The sequence below is a fragment of the Paracoccus lichenicola genome, from assembly GCF_009708075.1.
GTDB classification, from domain to species: domain Bacteria; phylum Pseudomonadota; class Alphaproteobacteria; order Rhodobacterales; family Rhodobacteraceae; genus Paracoccus; species Paracoccus lichenicola.
The window spans coordinates 202,756-220,988 of the sequence record NZ_WMBT01000005.1; the positions used below are offsets into that span (position 1 = coordinate 202,756).

General features: G+C 68.8%; 20 protein-coding genes. 10 read left to right on the top strand and 10 right to left on the bottom strand.

All coding sequences use genetic code 11. The features are described from left to right. The first annotated feature begins 103 nt into the window (after nucleotides 1–103). Complete coding sequence (tpa, locus tag GIY56_RS10845) at nucleotides 104–1,483, top strand: hypotaurine--pyruvate aminotransferase Tpa (protein ID WP_154764852.1); 1,380 nt, start codon at nucleotides 104–106, stop codon at nucleotides 1,481–1,483. A gap of 50 nt (nucleotides 1,484–1,533) precedes the next feature. Here tpa and GIY56_RS10850 read toward each other — a convergent pair whose 3' ends face one another. Then, complete coding sequence (locus GIY56_RS10850) at nucleotides 1,534–2,250, bottom strand: COG3904 family protein (RefSeq protein WP_328288513.1); 717 nt, start codon at nucleotides 2,248–2,250, stop codon at nucleotides 1,534–1,536. Nucleotides 2,251–2,252: 2 nt separating this feature from the next. Next, complete coding sequence (locus GIY56_RS10855; RefSeq protein WP_230312440.1) at nucleotides 2,253–3,518, bottom strand: hypothetical protein; 1,266 nt, start codon at nucleotides 3,516–3,518, stop codon at nucleotides 2,253–2,255. A gap of 21 nt (nucleotides 3,519–3,539) precedes the next feature. On the opposite strand from GIY56_RS10855, the gene GIY56_RS10860 reads away from it, so the two are divergent. The 6 genes from GIY56_RS10860 (at nucleotide 3,540) to efeO (GIY56_RS10885) (ending at nucleotide 9,335) form a co-directional block, all read left to right on the top strand. Further along, complete coding sequence (locus GIY56_RS10860) at nucleotides 3,540–3,680, top strand: hypothetical protein (RefSeq protein ID WP_154764853.1); 141 nt, start codon at nucleotides 3,540–3,542, stop codon at nucleotides 3,678–3,680. Further along, nucleotides 3,680–4,990, top strand: coding sequence for a cation:proton antiporter (locus GIY56_RS10865; protein ID WP_230312442.1), 1,311 nt, complete (start codon nucleotides 3,680–3,682; stop codon nucleotides 4,988–4,990). The genes GIY56_RS10860 and GIY56_RS10865 overlap by 1 nt, the downstream gene beginning before the upstream one ends. A gap of 203 nt (nucleotides 4,991–5,193) precedes the next feature. After that, entirely contained in the window at nucleotides 5,194–6,024 is an 831-nt protein-coding gene (efeU, locus tag GIY56_RS10870) for an iron uptake transporter permease EfeU (protein WP_154764854.1), read from the top strand. 2 nt (nucleotides 6,025–6,026) lie between these two features. Beyond that, entirely contained in the window at nucleotides 6,027–7,202 is a 1,176-nt protein-coding gene (gene efeO / locus GIY56_RS10875; RefSeq protein ID WP_154764855.1) for an iron uptake system protein EfeO, read from the top strand. 1 nt (nucleotide 7,203) lies between these two features. Next, nucleotides 7,204–8,472: an iron uptake transporter deferrochelatase/peroxidase subunit gene (efeB, locus tag GIY56_RS10880; RefSeq protein ID WP_154764856.1), complete on the top strand. Its 1,269-nt coding sequence runs from the start codon at nucleotides 7,204–7,206 to the stop codon at nucleotides 8,470–8,472. Nucleotides 8,473–8,516: 44 nt separating this feature from the next. After that, nucleotides 8,517–9,335 carry an iron uptake system protein EfeO gene (gene efeO / locus GIY56_RS10885; protein WP_154764857.1) on the top strand — a complete coding sequence of 273 codons (819 nt, stop codon included), beginning with the start codon at nucleotides 8,517–8,519 and terminating at the stop codon, nucleotides 9,333–9,335. A 103-nt stretch (nucleotides 9,336–9,438) separates the two neighbouring features. Here the strand turns inward: efeO (GIY56_RS10885) and GIY56_RS10890 are convergent, their stop codons facing one another. Further along, the gene (locus tag GIY56_RS10890) at nucleotides 9,439–10,362 is read right to left on the bottom strand and encodes a YsnF/AvaK domain-containing protein (RefSeq protein ID WP_154764858.1); all 924 of its coding nucleotides are present in this window, start codon (nucleotides 10,360–10,362) and stop codon (nucleotides 9,439–9,441) included. Beyond that, nucleotides 10,352–10,786 carry a YsnF/AvaK domain-containing protein gene (locus GIY56_RS10895; protein WP_154764859.1) on the bottom strand — a complete coding sequence of 145 codons (435 nt, stop codon included), beginning with the start codon at nucleotides 10,784–10,786 and terminating at the stop codon, nucleotides 10,352–10,354. Before GIY56_RS10895 ends, GIY56_RS10890 begins: the two co-directional genes overlap by 11 nt. Nucleotides 10,787–11,102: 316 nt before the next feature. On the opposite strand from GIY56_RS10895, the gene GIY56_RS10900 reads away from it, so the two are divergent. Both GIY56_RS10900 and GIY56_RS10905 read left to right on the top strand, forming a co-directional pair. Then, nucleotides 11,103–12,587, top strand: a complete 1,485-nt coding sequence (locus tag GIY56_RS10900) for a PAS domain-containing protein (protein ID WP_154764860.1) — start codon at nucleotides 11,103–11,105, stop codon at nucleotides 12,585–12,587. Nucleotides 12,588–12,656: 69 nt separating this feature from the next. Beyond that, a complete protein-coding gene (locus GIY56_RS10905) occupies nucleotides 12,657–13,319 on the top strand; it encodes an SOS response-associated peptidase (RefSeq protein ID WP_154764861.1) in 663 nt (220 codons plus the stop codon). Here GIY56_RS10905 and GIY56_RS10910 read toward each other — a convergent pair. From GIY56_RS10910 to rph, 6 genes are read right to left on the bottom strand one after another with little or no spacing between them, the layout of a single operon-like run. After that, nucleotides 13,309–13,878 carry a DNA-3-methyladenine glycosylase gene (locus tag GIY56_RS10910; RefSeq protein ID WP_154764862.1) on the bottom strand — a complete coding sequence of 190 codons (570 nt, stop codon included), beginning with the start codon at nucleotides 13,876–13,878 and terminating at the stop codon, nucleotides 13,309–13,311. The two genes, GIY56_RS10905 and GIY56_RS10910, sit on opposite strands and share 11 nt — an antisense overlap. Nucleotides 13,879–13,881: 3 nt before the next feature. Continuing rightward, nucleotides 13,882–14,235 carry a YbaN family protein gene (locus GIY56_RS10915; protein ID WP_154764863.1) on the bottom strand — a complete coding sequence of 118 codons (354 nt, stop codon included), beginning with the start codon at nucleotides 14,233–14,235 and terminating at the stop codon, nucleotides 13,882–13,884. Nucleotide 14,236: 1 nt separating this feature from the next. Next, complete coding sequence (gene hemW / locus GIY56_RS10920) at nucleotides 14,237–15,412, bottom strand: radical SAM family heme chaperone HemW (RefSeq protein WP_196053610.1); 1,176 nt, start codon at nucleotides 15,410–15,412, stop codon at nucleotides 14,237–14,239. 2 nt (nucleotides 15,413–15,414) lie between these two features. After that, nucleotides 15,415–15,789 carry a RidA family protein gene (locus GIY56_RS10925; protein WP_154764865.1) on the bottom strand — a complete coding sequence of 125 codons (375 nt, stop codon included), beginning with the start codon at nucleotides 15,787–15,789 and terminating at the stop codon, nucleotides 15,415–15,417. Beyond that, nucleotides 15,782–16,390 carry an RdgB/HAM1 family non-canonical purine NTP pyrophosphatase gene (rdgB, locus tag GIY56_RS10930; protein WP_154764866.1) on the bottom strand — a complete coding sequence of 203 codons (609 nt, stop codon included), beginning with the start codon at nucleotides 16,388–16,390 and terminating at the stop codon, nucleotides 15,782–15,784. The genes GIY56_RS10925 and rdgB overlap by 8 nt, the downstream gene beginning before the upstream one ends. Next, a complete protein-coding gene (gene rph / locus GIY56_RS10935) occupies nucleotides 16,387–17,100 on the bottom strand; it encodes a ribonuclease PH (protein ID WP_154764867.1) in 714 nt (237 codons plus the stop codon). Before rph ends, rdgB begins: the two co-directional genes overlap by 4 nt. Nucleotides 17,101–17,171: 71 nt before the next feature. On the opposite strand from rph, the gene hrcA reads away from it, so the two are divergent. Continuing rightward, a complete protein-coding gene (gene hrcA / locus GIY56_RS10940; RefSeq protein WP_154764868.1) occupies nucleotides 17,172–18,227 on the top strand; it encodes a heat-inducible transcriptional repressor HrcA in 1,056 nt (351 codons plus the stop codon). Nucleotides 18,228–18,233: the final 6 nt, after the last annotated feature.

Genomic DNA, 18,233 nt, shown 5'->3' on the forward strand with positions numbered 1-18,233 from the left:
CTTGTCCTGCCAAGGGTTCTTGCGTTTTGCGGGGGAACGGGGTTTCGTGGATTCTGCCTCGCACCGCCCGGCCCACCCGCGCCTTCACCCCCGGAGCTTTCCGATGTCCCTCGACCTTCCCCCGAACGACCTGTCCCACGTTGTCGCGGCCGACCGCGCGCATGTCTGGCACCACCTGAGCCAGCACAAGCAATACGAGACCGCCGATCCGCGCGTCTTCGTGGAAGGCAAGGGGATGCGGCTGTGGGACGTGACCGGGCGCGAATACCTGGACGCGGTGTCGGGCGGCGTGTGGACGGTCAACGTGGGCTACGGCCGCACCTCCATCGCCGATGCGGTGCGCGACCAGCTCGTGAAACTCAACTACTACGCGGGGGCGGCAGGCAACGTGCCGGCGGCGCTGTTCGCGGAACGGCTGACCCGGAAGATGCCGGGGATGAGCCGGGTGTATTACTCGAACTCCGGCTCCGAGGCCAACGAGAAGGCCTACAAGATGGTCCGCCAGATCGCCCACCGCCAGCACGGCGGGCGCAAGTGGAAGATCCTGTATCGCGACCGCGACTATCACGGCACCACCATCGGCACGCTGGCGACCTCGGGGCAGGACCAGCGGGCGGCGCAATACGGGCCATACCCCGACGGCTTCGTGCGGGTGCCCCATTGCCTCGAATACCGGGCGCAGTGGGACGTGGAACATTATGGCGAGCGGGCCGCCGACGCCATCGAGGAGGTGATCCTGCGCGAGGGTCCCGACACCGTGGGCGCCCTGGTGCTGGAGCCGATCACCGCGGGCGGCGGCGTGATCGTGCCGCCCGAGGGCTATTGGCCGCGGGTGGAGGAGATCTGCCGCAAGTACGGCATCCTTTTGCACCTCGACGAGGTGGTCTGCGGGCTTGGCCGCACCGGCACCTGGTTCGGATACCAGCACTACGGCATTCGGCCCGACATCGTGACCATGGCCAAGGGGGTGGCCTCGGGCTATGCGGCGATTTCCTGCACGGTGACGACGGAAGCCGTGTTCGAGCAGTTCAAGGACGACGCCTCGGACCCGATGGGCTACTTCCGCGACATCTCGACCTTCGGGGGCTGCACGGCGGGTCCGGTGGCAGCGTTGGAAAACATGCGCATCATCGAGGACGAGGGGCTGCTGGAGAACACCGCCGCCATGGGCGCGCGGGTGCTGGCCAACCTGCGGGCCTTGCAGGACAAGCATCCGGTGATCGGCGACGTGCGCGGCAAGGGGCTGTTCTGCGGGGCCGAGCTGGTGGCGGACCGCGCCAGCAAGGAACCGCTGGACGAGCGCCGCGTGCAGGCGGTGGTGGCCGAGTGCCTGGCGCAAGGCGTGATCATCGGCGCCACCAACCGGTCCTTGCCCGGGCTGAACAACACGCTGTGCCTGTCGCCCGCCCTGATCGCCACCCCGGACGACATCGACCGCATCACCGATGCCATCGACGGGGCGCTGGCAAAGGTCATGGGGTAGGACAACGGGACGGCACGGAACCATCCCGCGCCGCCGCTGCGCGCAACACCCTAGCCGCTGACCAGCCCCAAGTCGGCCATCACGTCCGGGGTCAGGATGTTGATCTCCTCGGGCGGGGTGCGCAGGGCGTATGACATCAGCCGCAGGTCCACGCCCATGTCCGCCAGGTAATCCATGACCCCCGCCTGTCCGCGCTGCACGTCGCGGATGGCCATGAAGGCGGGAAGGATCGTGTTCTTGCCGAAATCGTGCTGGTGGACGCCGACCACCCCGGTCGGCGCGACCTGCCGGTTCGTGCCGCCGGCCAGGATATAGGGGCAGGCCGACAGGCAGACCGCGCCGTCCGCGACCTCGGTATCGTATCCCGCCGCGCGGATCGTGCGGCCGATGGCCAGGGCATCGCCGACCGACCCGCCCGAACTGTCCAGCGACACCCGCGTCCCGGAAGGCCGGTTCCGGTCCAGCCATGTGGCGAAGCGGTCGGCATCGCCCGGTGCGATCTGGCCCGCGATGCGGATCGCGTCCCCTTCGGCGGCAAACTCCAGCGCCTCGGGCATGGGCCGCATGGCCGGCGCGCCGGGTTCGGGGGCGCGCAGGTCGGGGCGATAAGGGCGGACCGCCGGTCCCTGGGCGGGCGGCGCGAACAGGCCCGGCGCGGGCGTGCCGGGCGTGCCCCGCAGATCCAGCGCCACGATCGCGCCCCCCATCAGCACCTGCGACAGCAGCACGGCCCGGATCGCCCCCTGCGGGGTCGAGAACAGCCCCACGGCTATTCCCCCGGCCGGATCAGCGCGCGCGGCGGATCGGCGGGTGCGGGTCCGGCGGGCTGGCGCAGCAGATCCGCCGCCGCCAGGGCCGCGCGCAATTCGCCCACCGTCATGCGGTCGTCGGTCAGCGTCTCGCCCCGCCCGCCGCGGATCGCGGATTGCACCACCATGATGATGAAGACCAGCACCGCCGGCAGCAGGTCGATGGAGATCGCGCCCGCCCAGGCCGGGATGAAATTGCCCGCATAGGCGATCACCGCATCCGCCGCCGACATGGGCGCATAGATCGCCTCGGACGGCTGCGGCAGGGCCAGGACCTCGTTCGCCGCCGTGGTCAGGGTGGCGGCCCGCTGTTCCACCAGCGACAGGACGGAACTGATGGTGCTGTTCTGCCCCGCCCGCACGTCGGCCGTGCCGCCGTCCAGTTCGGGCAGGACCACCGCGTCGGCCAGATCCTGCGCCGCCCGCGCGACCAGCGGCGCGGGGTTCAACTGGCGCATCTGGGTGATCAGGCCGGAGAGTTGCACGGCATCCTCGGAAAAGCGGACGGTGCGGGCCTCGATCCCGCCGGGTTCCACCGACAGGCTGCGCATCCGGGCCAGGACGGTGTTGCCTTGGGCAAAGGCCTCCTCGATCGGCTGGGTCACGCCGGTCATCTGGTCTTCCAGGGCCTGAAGCTCGGACCCCTTCTGGGTCAGCACGCGGAACACCGCGCCGCGCCCTGAAAAGCCCGACAGGGTGCCGCCCGCCTCTTGTTCCGACAGGTCGGAAAAGCTTTGGCGCACCCGGGCCACGTCGCGCGACAGCGATTGGCCCGCGACCGCATTGGCATGGGCGCGTTCCAGGGCGGCCTGATACTGCTGCACGGTGGCCGCCATGTGCGTTTCCACCGCCGCGCCCCCGGCCAGGGCGGCGGCGTTCAGCCAGGACGACATGGCGATGATGGCGACGCAGCCAAGCGCCATGGTCAGCAAAAGCCCGCCGCGCGCCGAGGCCGTCCGCACGGCGGGCAAAAGCCGCAGCATGTAGGACCAGAAGACGAAGATCCCCACGGACACCGCGATGGAATAGGACAGCGCCGCGAAGGTCGTCCAGACGCCCGGATCGTCCAGCAGCGTGCGCACCCCCAGATAGGTATAGATCCCCGATGCCGCCGCCAGCACGCCAAGCGCGGTCGAGCTGAAGGTATCGAGCCAATCGAGATGCCGTTCCAGTTCCCGCGCATAGCGGTCGCCGGAACGGTCTGCCGTCGCGAGGGGGTCGTCCATCGGCTCTCCACGCAGGATGTCATGACGATCCGAGATAACGGCGCGCAAGGCCGCAAGTCACGCCACGAGCGGTCACAGTTTGGCGAGACGGCCGCCTCCGGCACCAGGATCGGCATGGCCGGCTTTTCCCGGCGGGAGCAAAAACCCGCCGGCCCGCGTTGATGGCGATGGCAAGCTTTCTCCAGCCCGACCCTTACATTCTGGTCCTGACCGGCGCAGGCTTCCTGATCGCCCTGGTGGCCTGGCTGCCCCTGGCGCTGCGGCGGCTTCCCTTGTCGCTGCCCATCGTCTGCATCGGCCTGGGGGCGGCGCTGTTCTCGTGGCCGGGGGTGGGGCTGGACCCCTCGCCCCTGGACTGGCCCGAGTTCACCGAACGCTTCACCGAATTCGTGGTGATCATCGCGCTGATGGGGGCGGGGCTGAAGCTGGACCGGGTGTTCGGACTGCGCCGCTGGGAGGTGACCTGGCGGCTGATCCTTGTCACGCTTCCGCTCAGCATCGTGGCCATCACGGTTCTGGCCGGGACATGGCTGGGCCTGCCCTGGCCCGTGGCGCTGCTGCTGGGCGCGGTGCTGGCGCCGACCGATCCGGTCCTCGCGTCCGACGTGCAGGTCGGCCCGCCCAAGAGCGGCGAGGAGGACGAAGTGCGCTTCGGCCTCACCTCCGAGGCGGGCATGAACGACGGCGCGGCCTTTCCCTTTGTCCATCTGGCCATCGCCCTGGCCCTGGCCGCCGCCACGGGCGAACCCTGGGCCGCGAAATGGCTGTCCTACAACGTCCTGTGGGAGATCGGCGCGGGCGTCGCGGGCGGCTGGCTGATCGGCCGGGCCTTCGGCTGGGTCACCTTCCGCATCCCGGCCGAAACCAAGCTTGCGCAGACCGGCGACGGGCTGATCGCGCTGGCGGCCACCTTCGTGTCCTATGGCCTGACCGAGATCATCCATTCCTATGGCTTCCTGTCGGTCTTCGTCACCGCCCTGACCTTCCGCCATGCCCATCGCAGCCATGATTTCCACCGCGAGATGCACGACGTTACCGAACAGATCGAGCGTCTGGCGATGATGGTGCTGCTGCTGCTGTTCGGGGGCGCGCTGGCCCGGGGCCTGCTGGAGGGGCTGTCCTGGGCGGATGTCGCGGCGGCGGGGGTCATCCTGCTGGTGATCCGGCCGGTCACGGGGCTGGCGGGCCTCTGGGGCTTCCCCGCCGCGCGGGCCGAAAAGCTGACCATCGCCTTTTTCGGCATCCGGGGGGTGGGATCCTTCTACTATCTGGCCTATGGCCTGAACCACATGGAGGTCGCGGGGGCCGAGCGGCTGTGGGCCATCGTGGGTCTGGTGGTCCTTCTGTCCGTCCTGATGCACGGGCTGACGGTGACGCCCATCATGCGCCTTCTGGACCGCAGGCAGGGCAGGGACCCGGATGCCGATTCCGTGCCGCCGCCCGGCCTGCAGGGTCCGGGGGCAGGGGACTGATCCGCCGCGGACTGCCGCAGCCTGCGTCGAAAGGACGCAAGCCCGCGCCATTCAATACCTGATGCAATCAATCTGGATTGACTTGTGCGACAGATCGCATAGTGAACGCCGGGCGGGCAGCCTTGGCCCGTCAGGATAATGCCGCGACACGGCGCCGCCGGAGATCTGCCCCGGTGCCGCCGCGACACAGCGGAGGAGACGCCATGGTCGCACCCTTTCTCATCATGCTGCGCGAGGGGCTGGAGGCCGCGCTGATCGTGGGCATCATCGCGGGATACCTGCGCCAGACCGGCCGCGCCGCCTGGCTGCCCGCCGTCTGGATCGGCATCTTCCTGGCCGTCGCCACCGCCCTGTTCGCGGGCGCCGCCCTGCAGCTTGCCAGCGCGTCCTTCCCGCAAAAGGCGCAGGAACTGATCGAGGCCGTGATCGGCTTCGTGGCCGTGGCGGTGCTGGTCTGGATGGTCTTCTGGATGCGCCGCGCCGCGCGGTCGATCAAGGGCGAATTGCACGATTCGGTCGATGCCGCCGTGCAGGGCGGTGCCTGGGCGCTGATCGGCATGGTCTTCCTGGCCGTCGCGCGCGAGGGGCTGGAATCGGTCTTCTTCCTGCTGGCGATCTTCCAGCAAAGCCGCGACGCCATGGCGCCGCTGGGGGCGTTGCTGGGGGTGCTTGCATCCGCCGGGATCGGCTGGGCGATCTATGCGGGCGCGCTGCGGCTGGATCTGCGGCGCTTCTTCCGCTGGACGGGCGTCTTCATCCTGCTGGTCGCCGGCGGGCTGCTGGCCGGGTCGCTGAAGGCCCTGCACGAGGCCGGGATCTGGAACGGCCTGCAGGCGCGCGCCTATGACATCAGCCATGTCCTGCCCGAAACCGGCCCGCTGGGCACGGTGCTGGCGGGCATCCTGGGCTATCGCGAGGCGCCCACCCTGGGCGAGGCCGCGGTCTATGCCGTCTTTCTGGCCGTGACCCTGTTCCTGTTCCTGCGCCCCGATGCGCCCCGCGCCGCGCCACGGCGCCAACCGGCCGAGACCTGATCATGACCGACACGCATCCCCCCCGCACGGGCCTTGGCCTTGCCGTCGCAGCCGCCGCCATGCTGGTCGTCGCGGGCGGCGGCGCCTTCTGGTATGCCACGCAGCGCAATGCCGCCGCCAACCCCGAGGCCCCGGCCGACATGACCGTCAGCGTCGGCGCCGAGACCTGCGATCCGCGGGACATCACGGTCCCCGGCGGCAACCGCAGCTTCCGGATCGTGAACGCGTCCGACCGCCCGATCGAATGGGAAATCCTCGACGGCGTGATGGTCGTGGCCGAGCGCGAGAACATCGCCCCCGGCTTTCGCCAGACCCTGACCGTGCAGCTTGCGCCCGGCGATTACGCCATCACCTGCGGGCTGTTGTCGAACCCGCGCGGCACGCTGCACGTCACCCCCTCGGACGAGGCGGCGGTGGCCGCGTCCGAGGTAACGTTGCGCAAGTTCCTGGGGCCGCTGTCGGAATACCGCGTTTATCTGGTCCTGCAGTCCGCCAAGGCCGTGAAGGCGGCCGAGGCGCTGCGCGAGGCCATCGCGGCGGGCGATCTGGCCGCTGCGCAGGCCGCGTGGAAGGCCGCCCGCATCCCTTATCGCCAGATCGAGCCGCTGGCCTCGCGCATGGCGGATCTGGAAAACGCCATCGACCCGAACGCGGTCTATCTGGCGGGGCAGGAAGGCGACCCGGGCTTTACCGGCTATCACCGGCTGGAATACGGGCTGTTCGGGCAGAACAGCACCGACGGCCTGGCACCCGTTGCCGACCGGCTGGTGGCCGACCTGACGGATCTGTCCGCCCGCCTGAAGGCGGTGGAGATCGACCCGGCCTTGCTGATCGGCCTGCCCGGCGCGATGGCGGGCCAGCTTGCCACCGCCCACGTTCCCGCGGGCGAGAACCGCTATGCCGGAAACGACCTCGACGAATTGCAGGCCAGCCTGGACGGGATCGGCAAGCTGACCGGCCTGCTGCGGCCGGTCCTGGCGGGCGTCGATCCGGGCCTGGAAGGCGACATCGGCGCCGCGCAGGACAAGGCGGAACGGGATCTGGCCAGCCTGAAGCAGGGCGACGCTTGGCCCGCCTATGACCAGGTGACGGATGACCGGCGGCAGCAACTGGCCGGGTCGCTGACCGCGCTGCAAACGGCGCTGGACCGGATGCAGCCGGTGATCGGGATCAACTGAGATGCGCCACCTTGCCCCCAACCGCCGCGCCGTTCTTCTGGCCCTGGGCGCCAGCGGCCTTGCCCTGGCCGCGCGGGCGCAAGGCCCCGTGCCCCAGGTCAGCGACGCGCCCGCGGCGGAACCCCGCGACACCGCCCGCCGCGTGCCGTTCCACGGGCCGCATCAGGCGGGCATCACCACGCCGCGCCCGGAAAACGGGCTGGTGGCGTCCTTCGACGTGGTGGCGACCTCGCTGGACGATCTGGAACGGATGCTGCGGCTTCTGACCGACCGGGCGCGGTTCCTGACGGAAGGCGGCCCGGTCCCCGACCTGGATCCGGCCCTGCCCCCCGCCGATTCCGGCCTGCTGGGACCGGTGATCCAGCCCGACAACCTGACGATCACCGTGGCCTTGGGCGCGTCCCTCTTCGAGAACCGGCCCTGGCTTGCCGGCCTGAAGCCCGCCCGGTTGCAGCGCATGGCGCAGTTTCCGAACGACGCGCTGGACCCGGATCTGTGCCATGGCGACCTGTCGATCCAGTTCTGCGCCAATCACCCCGACAGCACCATCCACGCCCTGCGCGACATTGTGAAGACCCTGTCGGAATTCCTGGTCCTGCGCTGGATGGTCGAGGGCGACGTGCCCCCCGTCCTCGCCGACGCCCGTGGCGCCACGCCAAGCGCGCGCAACTTCCTGGGCTTCCGCGACGGATCGGCCAACCCCGATTCAAACGATGCGGCGCTGATGGACCGGATCGTCTGGACCACGGGGCCGCATGAACCCGGCTGGGCGCAAGGCGGCAGCTATCAGGCCGTGCGCATCATCCGCAACATGGTGGAACGCTGGGACCGCACGCCGCTGGTCGAACAGGAACGCATCTTCGGCCGCACCAAGATGTCGGGCGCGCCGCTGGACAACCCCGACGCCACCGAACACCACGTGCCCGACTATGCCGCCGATCCCGAAGGGCGCGCGATCCCGCATGACGCCCATATCCGGCTGGCCAACCCGCGCGATGCGGAAAGCCAGCGCCACCTGATGCTGCGCCGTCCCTTCAACTATTCGCGCGGCGTGCTGCCCAACGGCCAGTTGGACCAGGGCCTGCTGTTCATCTGCTACCAGGCCGACCTGGAAGCGGGCTTCATCGCCGTCCAGAACCGCCTGAACGGCGAGCCGCTGGAGGAGTACGTCAAGCCCGTCGGCGGCGGGTATTTCTTTGCCCTGCCCGGGGTCCGCGACAAGGCGGATTATCTGGGCCGGGCGCTTGTCGATGCAGCCCGGCGGACCTGACCGCCCAGCCAACCCCCTGGACGATCCCAACCGGAGAACACGCCATGATCTCCCCCTTCCTTCGCAGCACGGCCCTGGGCCTTGCGCTTGCCGGTCCCGCGCTGGCGGCAGACCCGTCGCTGGACCTTGTCGGGCCGTTGTCCGACTACAAGATCTTCGTGGCCGAAAACACCGCGCAACTGGTGAGCGATGCCGAGGCCTTCACGGCCGCGATCAAGGCGGGCGACCTGGACAAGGCCAAGGCGCTGTTCGCGCCGACCCGCACCAGCTATGAGCGGGTCGAACCCATCGCCGAGCTGTTCTCGGATCTGGACGTGTCGATCGACGCCCGCGCCGACGACTATGAAAAGGCCGAACAGGACCCGGGCTTTACCGGCTTTCACCGCATCGAATACGGGCTGTGGTCCGAAGGCTCGACACAGGGGCTGGAGGGTCATGCCGACCGCCTGCTGGCCGACATCCGCGAACTGGACAGCCGCATCACCGCGCTGACCTTTCCGCCCGAAGTGGTGGTGGGCGGCGCGGCCGTGCTGATGGAGGAGGTCGCGGCCACCAAGATCTCGGGCGAGGAAGACCGCTACAGCCGCACCGACCTGTGGGATTTCGACGCGAATTTCGAGGGCGCGGAAAAGATCTACACGCTGTTCCGCCCCCTGATCGCGGACGGCGAGGCCGATTTCGTCGCCAAGGTGGACGGCAACTTCCAGGCGGTCAGGGAGGTGCTGGCCAAGTACGAGACGCCCGAGGGCGGCTTCGTGTCCTATGAGGAGCTGACCGACAGCGACCGCAACATCCTGTCGGCCAAGGTCAACACGCTGGCCGAGGATCTGGCAACCCTGCGCGGCAAGCTGGGCCTGGGCTGATCCTGATCCGGCGCGGCTGTCCGGTCGCGGGCCTGGACAACGGCAAGACATGAAAAATCCCCGCGCCAAGGCGCGGGGATCCGTGAATGCGGCAAGAAGGCCGTCAGGTCTTGTTGCGGTCCAGATCGGTGCGATCCAGGGCCGTCCGGTCATCCTCGACCTCGACCTCGGTGCGGCGGACCGTGTCCGAGATCGTTTCGCGATGGGTGTCGCTGGTCTTGCGCAACCCGATCTCCTCGACCACGCGGGCTTCCTTCTGGACCACGGCTTCCTCGCGGTATTCCTCGGCCTCGATGGTGCGGTCCTGGAAGGCCACGTCCCCGGCCTCGAGCGGGCGGTCCACGGGGCGGCGCTCGATCTCGACGCGCTCCTCGCGCAGATCGACGCTTTCATTGACCGGCTGCTCGACCGTGTAGGCACGGACGCGGACGCGGCCATGGGCGGTCTCGCGCTTGCCGACCCGCAGGCGTTCCTCGATGATCGGGATCGTCTCGTCGCCATGCGTGGTGTCCAGATCGCGCGTGACATCGCGGTCGGTCTGCAGGCTTGCGCCTTCATAGCCGGTCATCGTGGGCGTGCTGGCTCCGCCGGCATAGGTGCTGGATTCGTAGCCGCCCCAGCCTTCCGAACGCCAGCTTTGCTCGCGCTCGTCCAGGTTGATGCTGCCCTCGTCGTCCAGGATGTCCAGGGCGGTGTCGTAATGGGACGCGGACAGGCCCGTCACCGTCACCAGATAGCCGCCGCGCGACAGCCCCTCGGCATAGGCATAGCGATCCTCGTCGGGGAAGAAGAAGTCACCCAGGCTGTCCCAGAAGCCCTTGTCGCGATTGTCCGTGCCGGTGATGGCCGCCGTGCCCATGCCGGTGGTCGCGCCCGTGCCGGACCCGCCCGCCACCATGCGGATATTGCCCTGGGAAATGCCTGCCTGCACAAGCCTGTCAACGGCACGCTGCGCATCCGCCTCGCTGTCAAAGAGGGCCGAAACGGAGGTCGTTCCAGTGGTGCCGACTTCGTTGTCATAGGTCATCTTGATCGTCCTTGTTTTGGGATTGGGCCGGATCTGCGTCCTCGCCCTGGGGCGGAAGACGGTCGATCTGGACGGTCTGGCGACGGGTGGTCGCCGGTATCTCGACGGTTTCCGTTCTTTCGACGCGGCGAACATGAACCTCCTCGAGAAGATACAGTTCCCGCGTGACGACAAGCCGCTCCTCGACCACGGGGATGATGGTCAGGTCGCCCTCGGTTGTGGTTTGCGGCACCGTCTCGATCTTGCGACCGACAGGAACCCTGACCACCTCGACATCCAGGCTGGACAGGTGGGCAGGAAGGACCTGGTCGACGGACTCGGTCCGGGTGGCGATGCGCACCCGTCCGGTCGCAACCTTCCGGGTCGTCAGAGACACCGTCTCCTCGATGATCGGAAGGAATGTGGTTTTCTGATCCTCGGGCATGTCTTTCCCCCGTAGCCTGCGCAACACAACGAGAGTCCGGACCAAGCGTTCCCTGACATCGGCGTTATCGTCATGCGCGCGCAAGATCCGGGTTGCCTGCCGGCGGTTTTCCCCTTCGACCGGTCCGCCCGGCCGTGCCGGGAAAGGGCGGCTGCCGCAAAGACCGCGGCGGGCCGCCGGCGCCCCTTTCGGACCGGTCCTTTCCGGGCCGCCGGGGCGGCATCCCGCCAGGGCCAAGGTCCCGCTAAGAAAAGTTTAGTGGCGGCGGGCCGAAACCCCGTCTAGGAAACGGAAAACGTTCGATTTCCAGTGTGACATGACGGACGCCGAGAAAGAGCCGATCCTGCAAGGCGGCGGAGAATGTGGTGCGCTGCTGCGCGGGCTGGACTGGGCCTGCAATCCGCTTGGCCTCCCGTCGGGCTGGCCGGACGAACTGGCCGTGCTGGTGGGCATGGCCCTGGTGTCGGCCCAGCCGATGCTGATCGTCTGGGGACCCCAGCGGATCACGCTGTACAACGACGCCTATGCGGCCATGTGCGGGCAGCGCCATCCCGCCGCCCTGGGCCGGCCCTTCCGGGAATTGTGGTTCGATGTCTGGGACCGGATCGAGCCGATCATCGCGGCGGCCTATGACGGCATCAGCACCTCGATGGAGGACATCGCGTTCACGCTGCACCGCAACGGCTATCCCGAAAAGGCGAACTTCGCCTTTTCCTATACGCCCGTGCGCGACCGGTCCGGCGCCGTGCTGGGCATGTTCTGCCCCTGCACCGAAACCACCCGCGCCGTCGCCCTGCGCGACGCCCAACGGGTCGAGCGCAGCGGATTCCTGCAGATCTTCGAGGTGGCGCTTGGCGCGGTGGCGCTTCTCAGCGGGCCGGACCACATCTTCCGCTTTGCCAATTCCGATTACCTGCGGCTTGTCGGCAACCGCGACGTGATCGGAAAGCCCGTGCGGCTGGCCCTGCCCGAGGTGGTGGGCCAGGGCTTCATCGACATCCTGGACCGGGTTTACCGGACCGGCGAATCCCATGTCGGGCGCCATATCCCGATCGCGCTGCAAAGCCATCCCGAGGCCACGCCCCGGCAGCATTTCCTGGATTTCCTGTATCACCCGATCCGCGACGATTCCGGGACGATCAACGGCATCTTCGTCCAGGCCATCGATGTCACCGAACGCGTGGACGAGGATCAGCGGCGGCAGATGCTGCTGGGCGAGCTGAGCCACCGGATGAAGAACCAGTTGGCGATGATCCAGGCCATCGTCAACCAGACGCTGCGGTCGGCCGACGACCTCGCCTCGGCCACCAGGGTGCTGAGCGAGCGGATCCGGGTCCTGTCGGGCGCCCACGACATCCTGATCGAAGGGCGCACAAGCAGCACCACGGTCGAGGAGATCGTCCAGAAGGTCCTGGTGCTGCACGACCATGGCGGGACGCGCTTGCGGGCCGAGGGACCGGCCCTGGCCGTCGCCGCGCGCCCCGCGCTGTCGCTGTCGCTGATCCTGCACGAGCTTTCGACAAACGCCGCCAAATACGGCGCGCTGTCGGGCGACACCGGAACCGTCCGCATCGCCTGGGAAACCGCCCGCTCCGCCCGCGGCACCGACCGCTTCGTGCTGACCTGGACCGAGGAGGGCGGTCCCCCGGTCTGCCAGCCCGAAAGCTTCGGGTCGGGTTCGCGCCTGATCGAGGCGGGCCTGTCGGGCACCGCCGATTGCGAGGTGGTGACGGACTATGCGCCGGACGGCCTGCGTTGCACCATCAGCGCGGATCTGCTGAGCTTCCAGACCGCGGACTGATCCTGCGGCGGGCGCGGCACGCACAGGGGACGGCCCGCGTTATGGGGTCGCAACCCAAGGAGTCCGGCCATGTGCAACCTGTATAACCTGACCACCAACCAGCAGGCGATCCGGGACATCGCCGGCGTCCTGCGCGATGCCTTGGGCAACCTGGAACCCGGTCTCGACATCTATCCCGACCGTCCCGCCCCGGTGGTGCGCAACACGGCCCAGGGGCGCGAACTGGCCCGGCTGACCTGGGGAATGCCCACGCCGCCGCAGTTCCTGAAGGGGCGGGACGCGCCCGACACGGGCGTGACCAACATCCGCAACACCGCCAGCCCGCATTGGCGGCGTTGGCTGGGGGTGGGGAACCGCTGCCTGGTGCCCGCGACGGCCTTTTCCGAATACGCGCAAAGGCCCGACCCGGCGACGAAGCGCAAGCCCTTGCACTGGTTTGCCACGGACGAGACGCAGCCCTTGTTCTTCTTCGCGGGCATCTGGACGCCGTGGCATGGCACCCGCGGGTCGATGAAGACCCCGCGCCCGGGCGCGCATCAGCTGTTCGCCTTTCTCACCTGCGAGCCGAACGGGGTGGTGGAACCCATCCACCCCAAGGCCATGCCGGTGATCCTGACGGAGCCGGACGAGATCGAGATGTGGATGTCGGCCGACTGGTCCGTCGCCCGCGCATTGCAGCGGCCCCTGGCCGATGACGGGCTGGTGATGGTGGACCGGCCCGTCACGGGTTGACCGCCTGCGGGGGAAAGGGGCGGCTGAGGCCCCGGGCGCCCGCCAGGCCGAAGCGCCAGGGCAGATCCTGCGCCCGGCTGATGCCGATGCGCGGGCCTGCCAGCAGGGCGGGGATGGCCGGGAACAGGGTGATGGACAGGTCCGTGCCGTCGAAGGGGGCGCCGTCATCCTCGGGCCGGATGCCCAAGGCCTGGGTCAGGCGGCCGGGACCGTTGCACAGCAGGGTGCTGTTGCGTCGTTCTTCCATCAGATCCACGCCGGTCGTGGGGACCAGGGCGCGGATCAGCACCGCTTCGCCCGGGCGGGCAACGACGTTGAGGCACAGGTGGATGCCGTAGGAGCGATAAACATAGGCGTGCCCCGCCGGGCCGAACATCGAGGCGTTGCGCACTGTCGGGCCGCGAAAGCTGTGCGAGGCCGGGTCGTCGCGGCCATAGGCCTCGGTCTCGATGATGGTGCCGCCCGCGCCGCGGACCAGAAGCGTCGCGCCGATCAGGCGGCGGGCCAGAGCGACGGCGTCCAGGCCGGCGATCTGGTCGGCGAGGGGGAGGGGGGTCATGGGTCAGGCCTCCGGCCGCGTCACCACGAAGGCGGCGATGGCGGTGCAGATCATGGCCTGCATGGCAACGACCCACAGCGGCATTCCGACGAACAGGCTGAAGCCCACCCCGCAGGCCATGGCCACTGTCGCCCAGATCTTCGCCAGCCGGCTGATCGCGCCGCGTTCGCGCCAGGCCCGCACGGGGGGTCCATAGGTCGGGTGGTTCAGGATCCGCCGTTCCAGGCGCGGACTGCTGCGCGCGAAGGCCGCCGCCGCCAGCAGCAGGAAGGGCACGGTGGGCAGGACGGGCAGGGCGATGCCGATGATGCCCAGGGCTAGGGCGATCAGTCCGGCGGCATACCACAAGGGACGCATCTCAGGCCGCCAGTTCGCGCAGGATGGCGTTCAGCAGCGGGCGGCCCGCGCGGGTAGTGCGCAGCCGTCCATTTTGCCGTTCCACCATGCCCAGCTCGGCCAACCGGGTGATCGCGCCTTCATCCAGGGGGGCGCCCGACAGGCGGGCATAGCGGGCCTCGTCCAGACCTTCGCTCAATCGCAGGCACATCAGCAGATATTCGGTCGCCTGTTCGTCCATCGGCACCAACTCGCGCAGCGACTCGCCCGTTCCCTGGCGTTCGACTGCATCCAGCCAGGCGCCCGGCGCCCGGTGCGCCTCGGTGGCGTAACGCCCGCCGGGCAGGGTGACGCGCCCATGCGCACCGGGACCGACCGCCGCCCAATCGCCCTGACGCCAATAGACCAGGTTGTGGCGGCTTTCCGAACCCGGACGCGCGTGGTTCGAGGTCTCGTAGCCCGCCATCCCCGCCGCCTCGCAGATGTCCTGCGTTTCCCCATACATGTCCGCGGCCAGATCGTCGTCGGGCAGATCCCGCAGCTTGCCCGCCGCAGCGCGCGCGCCGAAGGCGGTGCCCGGCTCGATGGTCAGTTGATACAGCGACAGGTGATCCACGGCCATTGCCAGAGCCTCGCGCAGTTCCGCGCGCCAGGCGTCCCGCGTCTGGACCTGGCGGGCATAGATCAGGTCGAAGCTGACCCGGTCGAAGCAAGACCGCGCCACATCGAAGGCCGCGCGCGCCTCGGCCACCGAATGCATCCGCCCCAGACGGCGCAGGTCGGCGTCGTTCAGCGCCTGGATCCCCATGGACAGCCGGTTCACGCCCGCCTCGGCAAAGCCCTGGAAGCGGCCCCGTTCGACGCTGGTAGGGTTGGCTTCCAGCGTGATCTCGATGTCGTTGGCAAATCCCCAGGCGGCGCGGGCGGCGCGCAGCACGGCATCCACCGTTTCGGGTTCCATCAGCGACGGCGTGCCGCCGCCCAGGAAGATGCTGCCCAGGTGCCGCCCCGGCATTTCCCCCGCCAGCCGGGCGATTTCCGACGACAGGGCAGCAGCCCAGCGGGCTTGGTCAACGGCGGGCGCGACATGGCTGTTGAAGTCGCAATAAGGGCACTTGGCCGCGCAAAAGGGCCAGTGGACGTAAAGGCCGAAACCCCCCGCCCGCCAGTCCTCGGCAAAGCTGTCCGGCCCCGGCATCATCATGCGCGCATCGCCGTGACTTCGATTTCCACCTTCATCTCGGGCCGGATCAGGCCCGCGACGACCATGGTGGCGGCGGGGCGGATGGCGCCCATGGCCTCGCCCAGGGCGGGGGTGATCGCGTCCACAAGGGCGGCGTCGGTGACGGTGTATTGCACGCGCACGATGTCGTCCGGGACGAAGCCCGCTTCCTTTAGAACCTTGAAGATGGTGGCGAAGCAGTTGCGCGCCTGCCGGGCCGGATCCTCGGGCATGGTCATGGTGGCGTAATCGTAACCGGTAACGCCCGACACGAAGCACCAACCGCCCTTAACAACGGCGCGGCTATAGCCCATGGCCGCCTCGAAAGGCGATCCGGTCGAGATCCTATGCAAAGCTGCCCCTTATCATCCGCTCCACCGCCCGCGCCCGGTGGCTGAGGCTGTTCTTCATCGCGGGCGGCATTTCCCCCAGGGTCACGCCGTGCCCGTCGGGCATGAAGATGGGGTCGTAGCCATGGCCTTCAACCCCGCGCGGCGGCCAGACGACCTGACCGGGCAACACGCCCTCGAAGACCTCGTCATGGCCGTCGGGCCACATCAGCACCAGCGTGCAGCGGAATTGCGCGGTCCTGGGGGCGGGGGCGCCCCTCGCCTCCAGTTCGTCCCAGGTGCGCTTCATCGCCATGCGGAAGTCGCGGCCCTGGCCGGTTTCCGCCCAGTCGGCGGTATGCACGCCCGGCGCGCCGTCCAGCGCATCCACGCAGATGCCGCTGTCGTCCGACAGGGCGGGCAGGCCGGTCGCCTGAACGGCGGCGCGGGCCTTGATGCGGGCGTTGCCGACGAAGGTGGTCTCGGTCTCCTCCGGCTCGGGCAGGCCCGCATCCGCCGCGCCCACGACCTCGACGCCATAGGGGGCCAGCAAGGCGCGCATCTCGTCCAGCTTGCCCGCGTTGTGGGTGGCGACCAGCAGGCGGGTGCCGTCAAAGCGCCTCATGCCACGGCGGCCTTCTGGGCCGCGACCAGGTCGGCCATGCCCCCCTCGGCCAGGTCCAGAAGCTGCCCCATCTGGTCGCGCGAGAACGTCGCGCCTTCGGCCGACATCTGCACCTCGATCAGACGGCCCGCGCCTGTCAGCACGAAGTTGCCGTCGGTCCCGGCCTCGCTGTCCTCGGCATAGTCCAGATCCAGGACAGCCTGGCCCGCATAGATGCCGCAGCTGACTGCCGCCACATGATCCATGATCGGATCGCTGGTGATCGCGCCCGCCTTCAGCAGCTTGTTCACCGCCAGCCGCAGCGCGACCCATCCCCCGGTGATGGACGCGCAGCGGGTGCCGCCGTCGGCCTGGATCACGTCGCAGTCGATGGTGATCTGGCGTTCGCCCAGGGCGCTGCGGTCCACGCCCGCGCGCAGGGACCGCCCGATCAGGCGCTGGATTTCCTGGGTGCGGCCCGATTGCTTGCCCTGGGCGGCCTCGCGCCGGTTGCGGGTGTTGGTGGCGCGCGGCAGCATCCCGTATTCCGCCGTCACCCAGCCAAGGCCGGTGCCCTTCAGGAAGCGCGGCGGCGTTTCCTCCAATGAGGCGGTGCACAGGACGTGGGTCTTGCCGACGCGGATCAGGCACGACCCTTCGGCATGGGCCATCACGCCGGTTTCGATTGAAATCGGACGCATTTGGCTTAGATTCCGGCCAGACGGGCGCATGGGTTTTCCTTTTCGCGAAGACCCCCGCCCCATACCGCCCCAGCGGCCCATCACGCAACCCCGCGAGGGACATGGACCACAAGACGCCCCTGCAGGACATGAACGACCGCTCGCGCGAGATCTTTCGCCGCGTGGTCGAAACCTATCTGGAAACCGGGGAACCCGTGGGGTCCCGGACCCTGACCCGCGCCCTGTCCGAAAAGCTGAGCGCGGCGACCGTCAGGAACGTCATGCAGGATCTGGAACTGATGGGGCTGCTGGACAGCCCGCACACCTCGGCCGGGCGGATGCCGTCGCAGCAGGGGCTGCGGCTGTTCGTCGATGGCATGATGGAGGTCGATACCGTCAGCGCCCATGACCGCGCCGCCATCGACCAGACGCTGGGCAACGACGATCCCGACACCGGCGTGCTGCTGGACCGGGTCAGCACGGCGTTGTCCACGATCACGCGCGGCGCGTCGCTGGTGCTGATGCCCCGGCACGAGGCGCCGATCCGCCATATCGAATTCGTGAGCCTGGGTCCCGACCGCGCGCTTGTGGTGCTGGTCTTTGCCGACGGGCATGTGGAAAACCGCCTGTTCACCCCGCCCGTGGGCCAGACGCCGTCGTCCATGCGAGAGGCCGGGAATTTCCTCAACGCCATGGCCGAAGGCAAGACCCTGTCGGAACTGCGCGGCCATATCGGGCGGGAAATCGCGGCGCGCAGACAGGAACTGGACGTGCTGGCGGCCGAACTGGTGCAGTCGGGGCTGGCGCTGTGGGACGGCGAATCGACCGATCCGCGCCTGATCGTGCGGGGCCGCGCCAACCTTTTGGACCAGGAGGCCGCGGATCTGGACCGCATCCGGGTGCTGTTCGACGACCTGGAACGCAAGCGCGACATCGTGGAATTCCTGGAACTGGCGGAAAAGGGCGACGGCGTGCGCATTTTCATCGGGTCGGAAAACAAGCTTTTTTCGCTTTCGGGTTCCGCTCTGGTGGTTTCCCCCTATATGAATGCCGACCGGAAGATTGTAGGCGCGGTGGGCGTCATCGGTCCGACGCGGCTGAACTATGGCCGGATCGTGCCGATTGTCGATTACACGGCGCAACTGGTCGGGCGGGTTCTGTCCGGCCGGAAAGGATGAAAGACC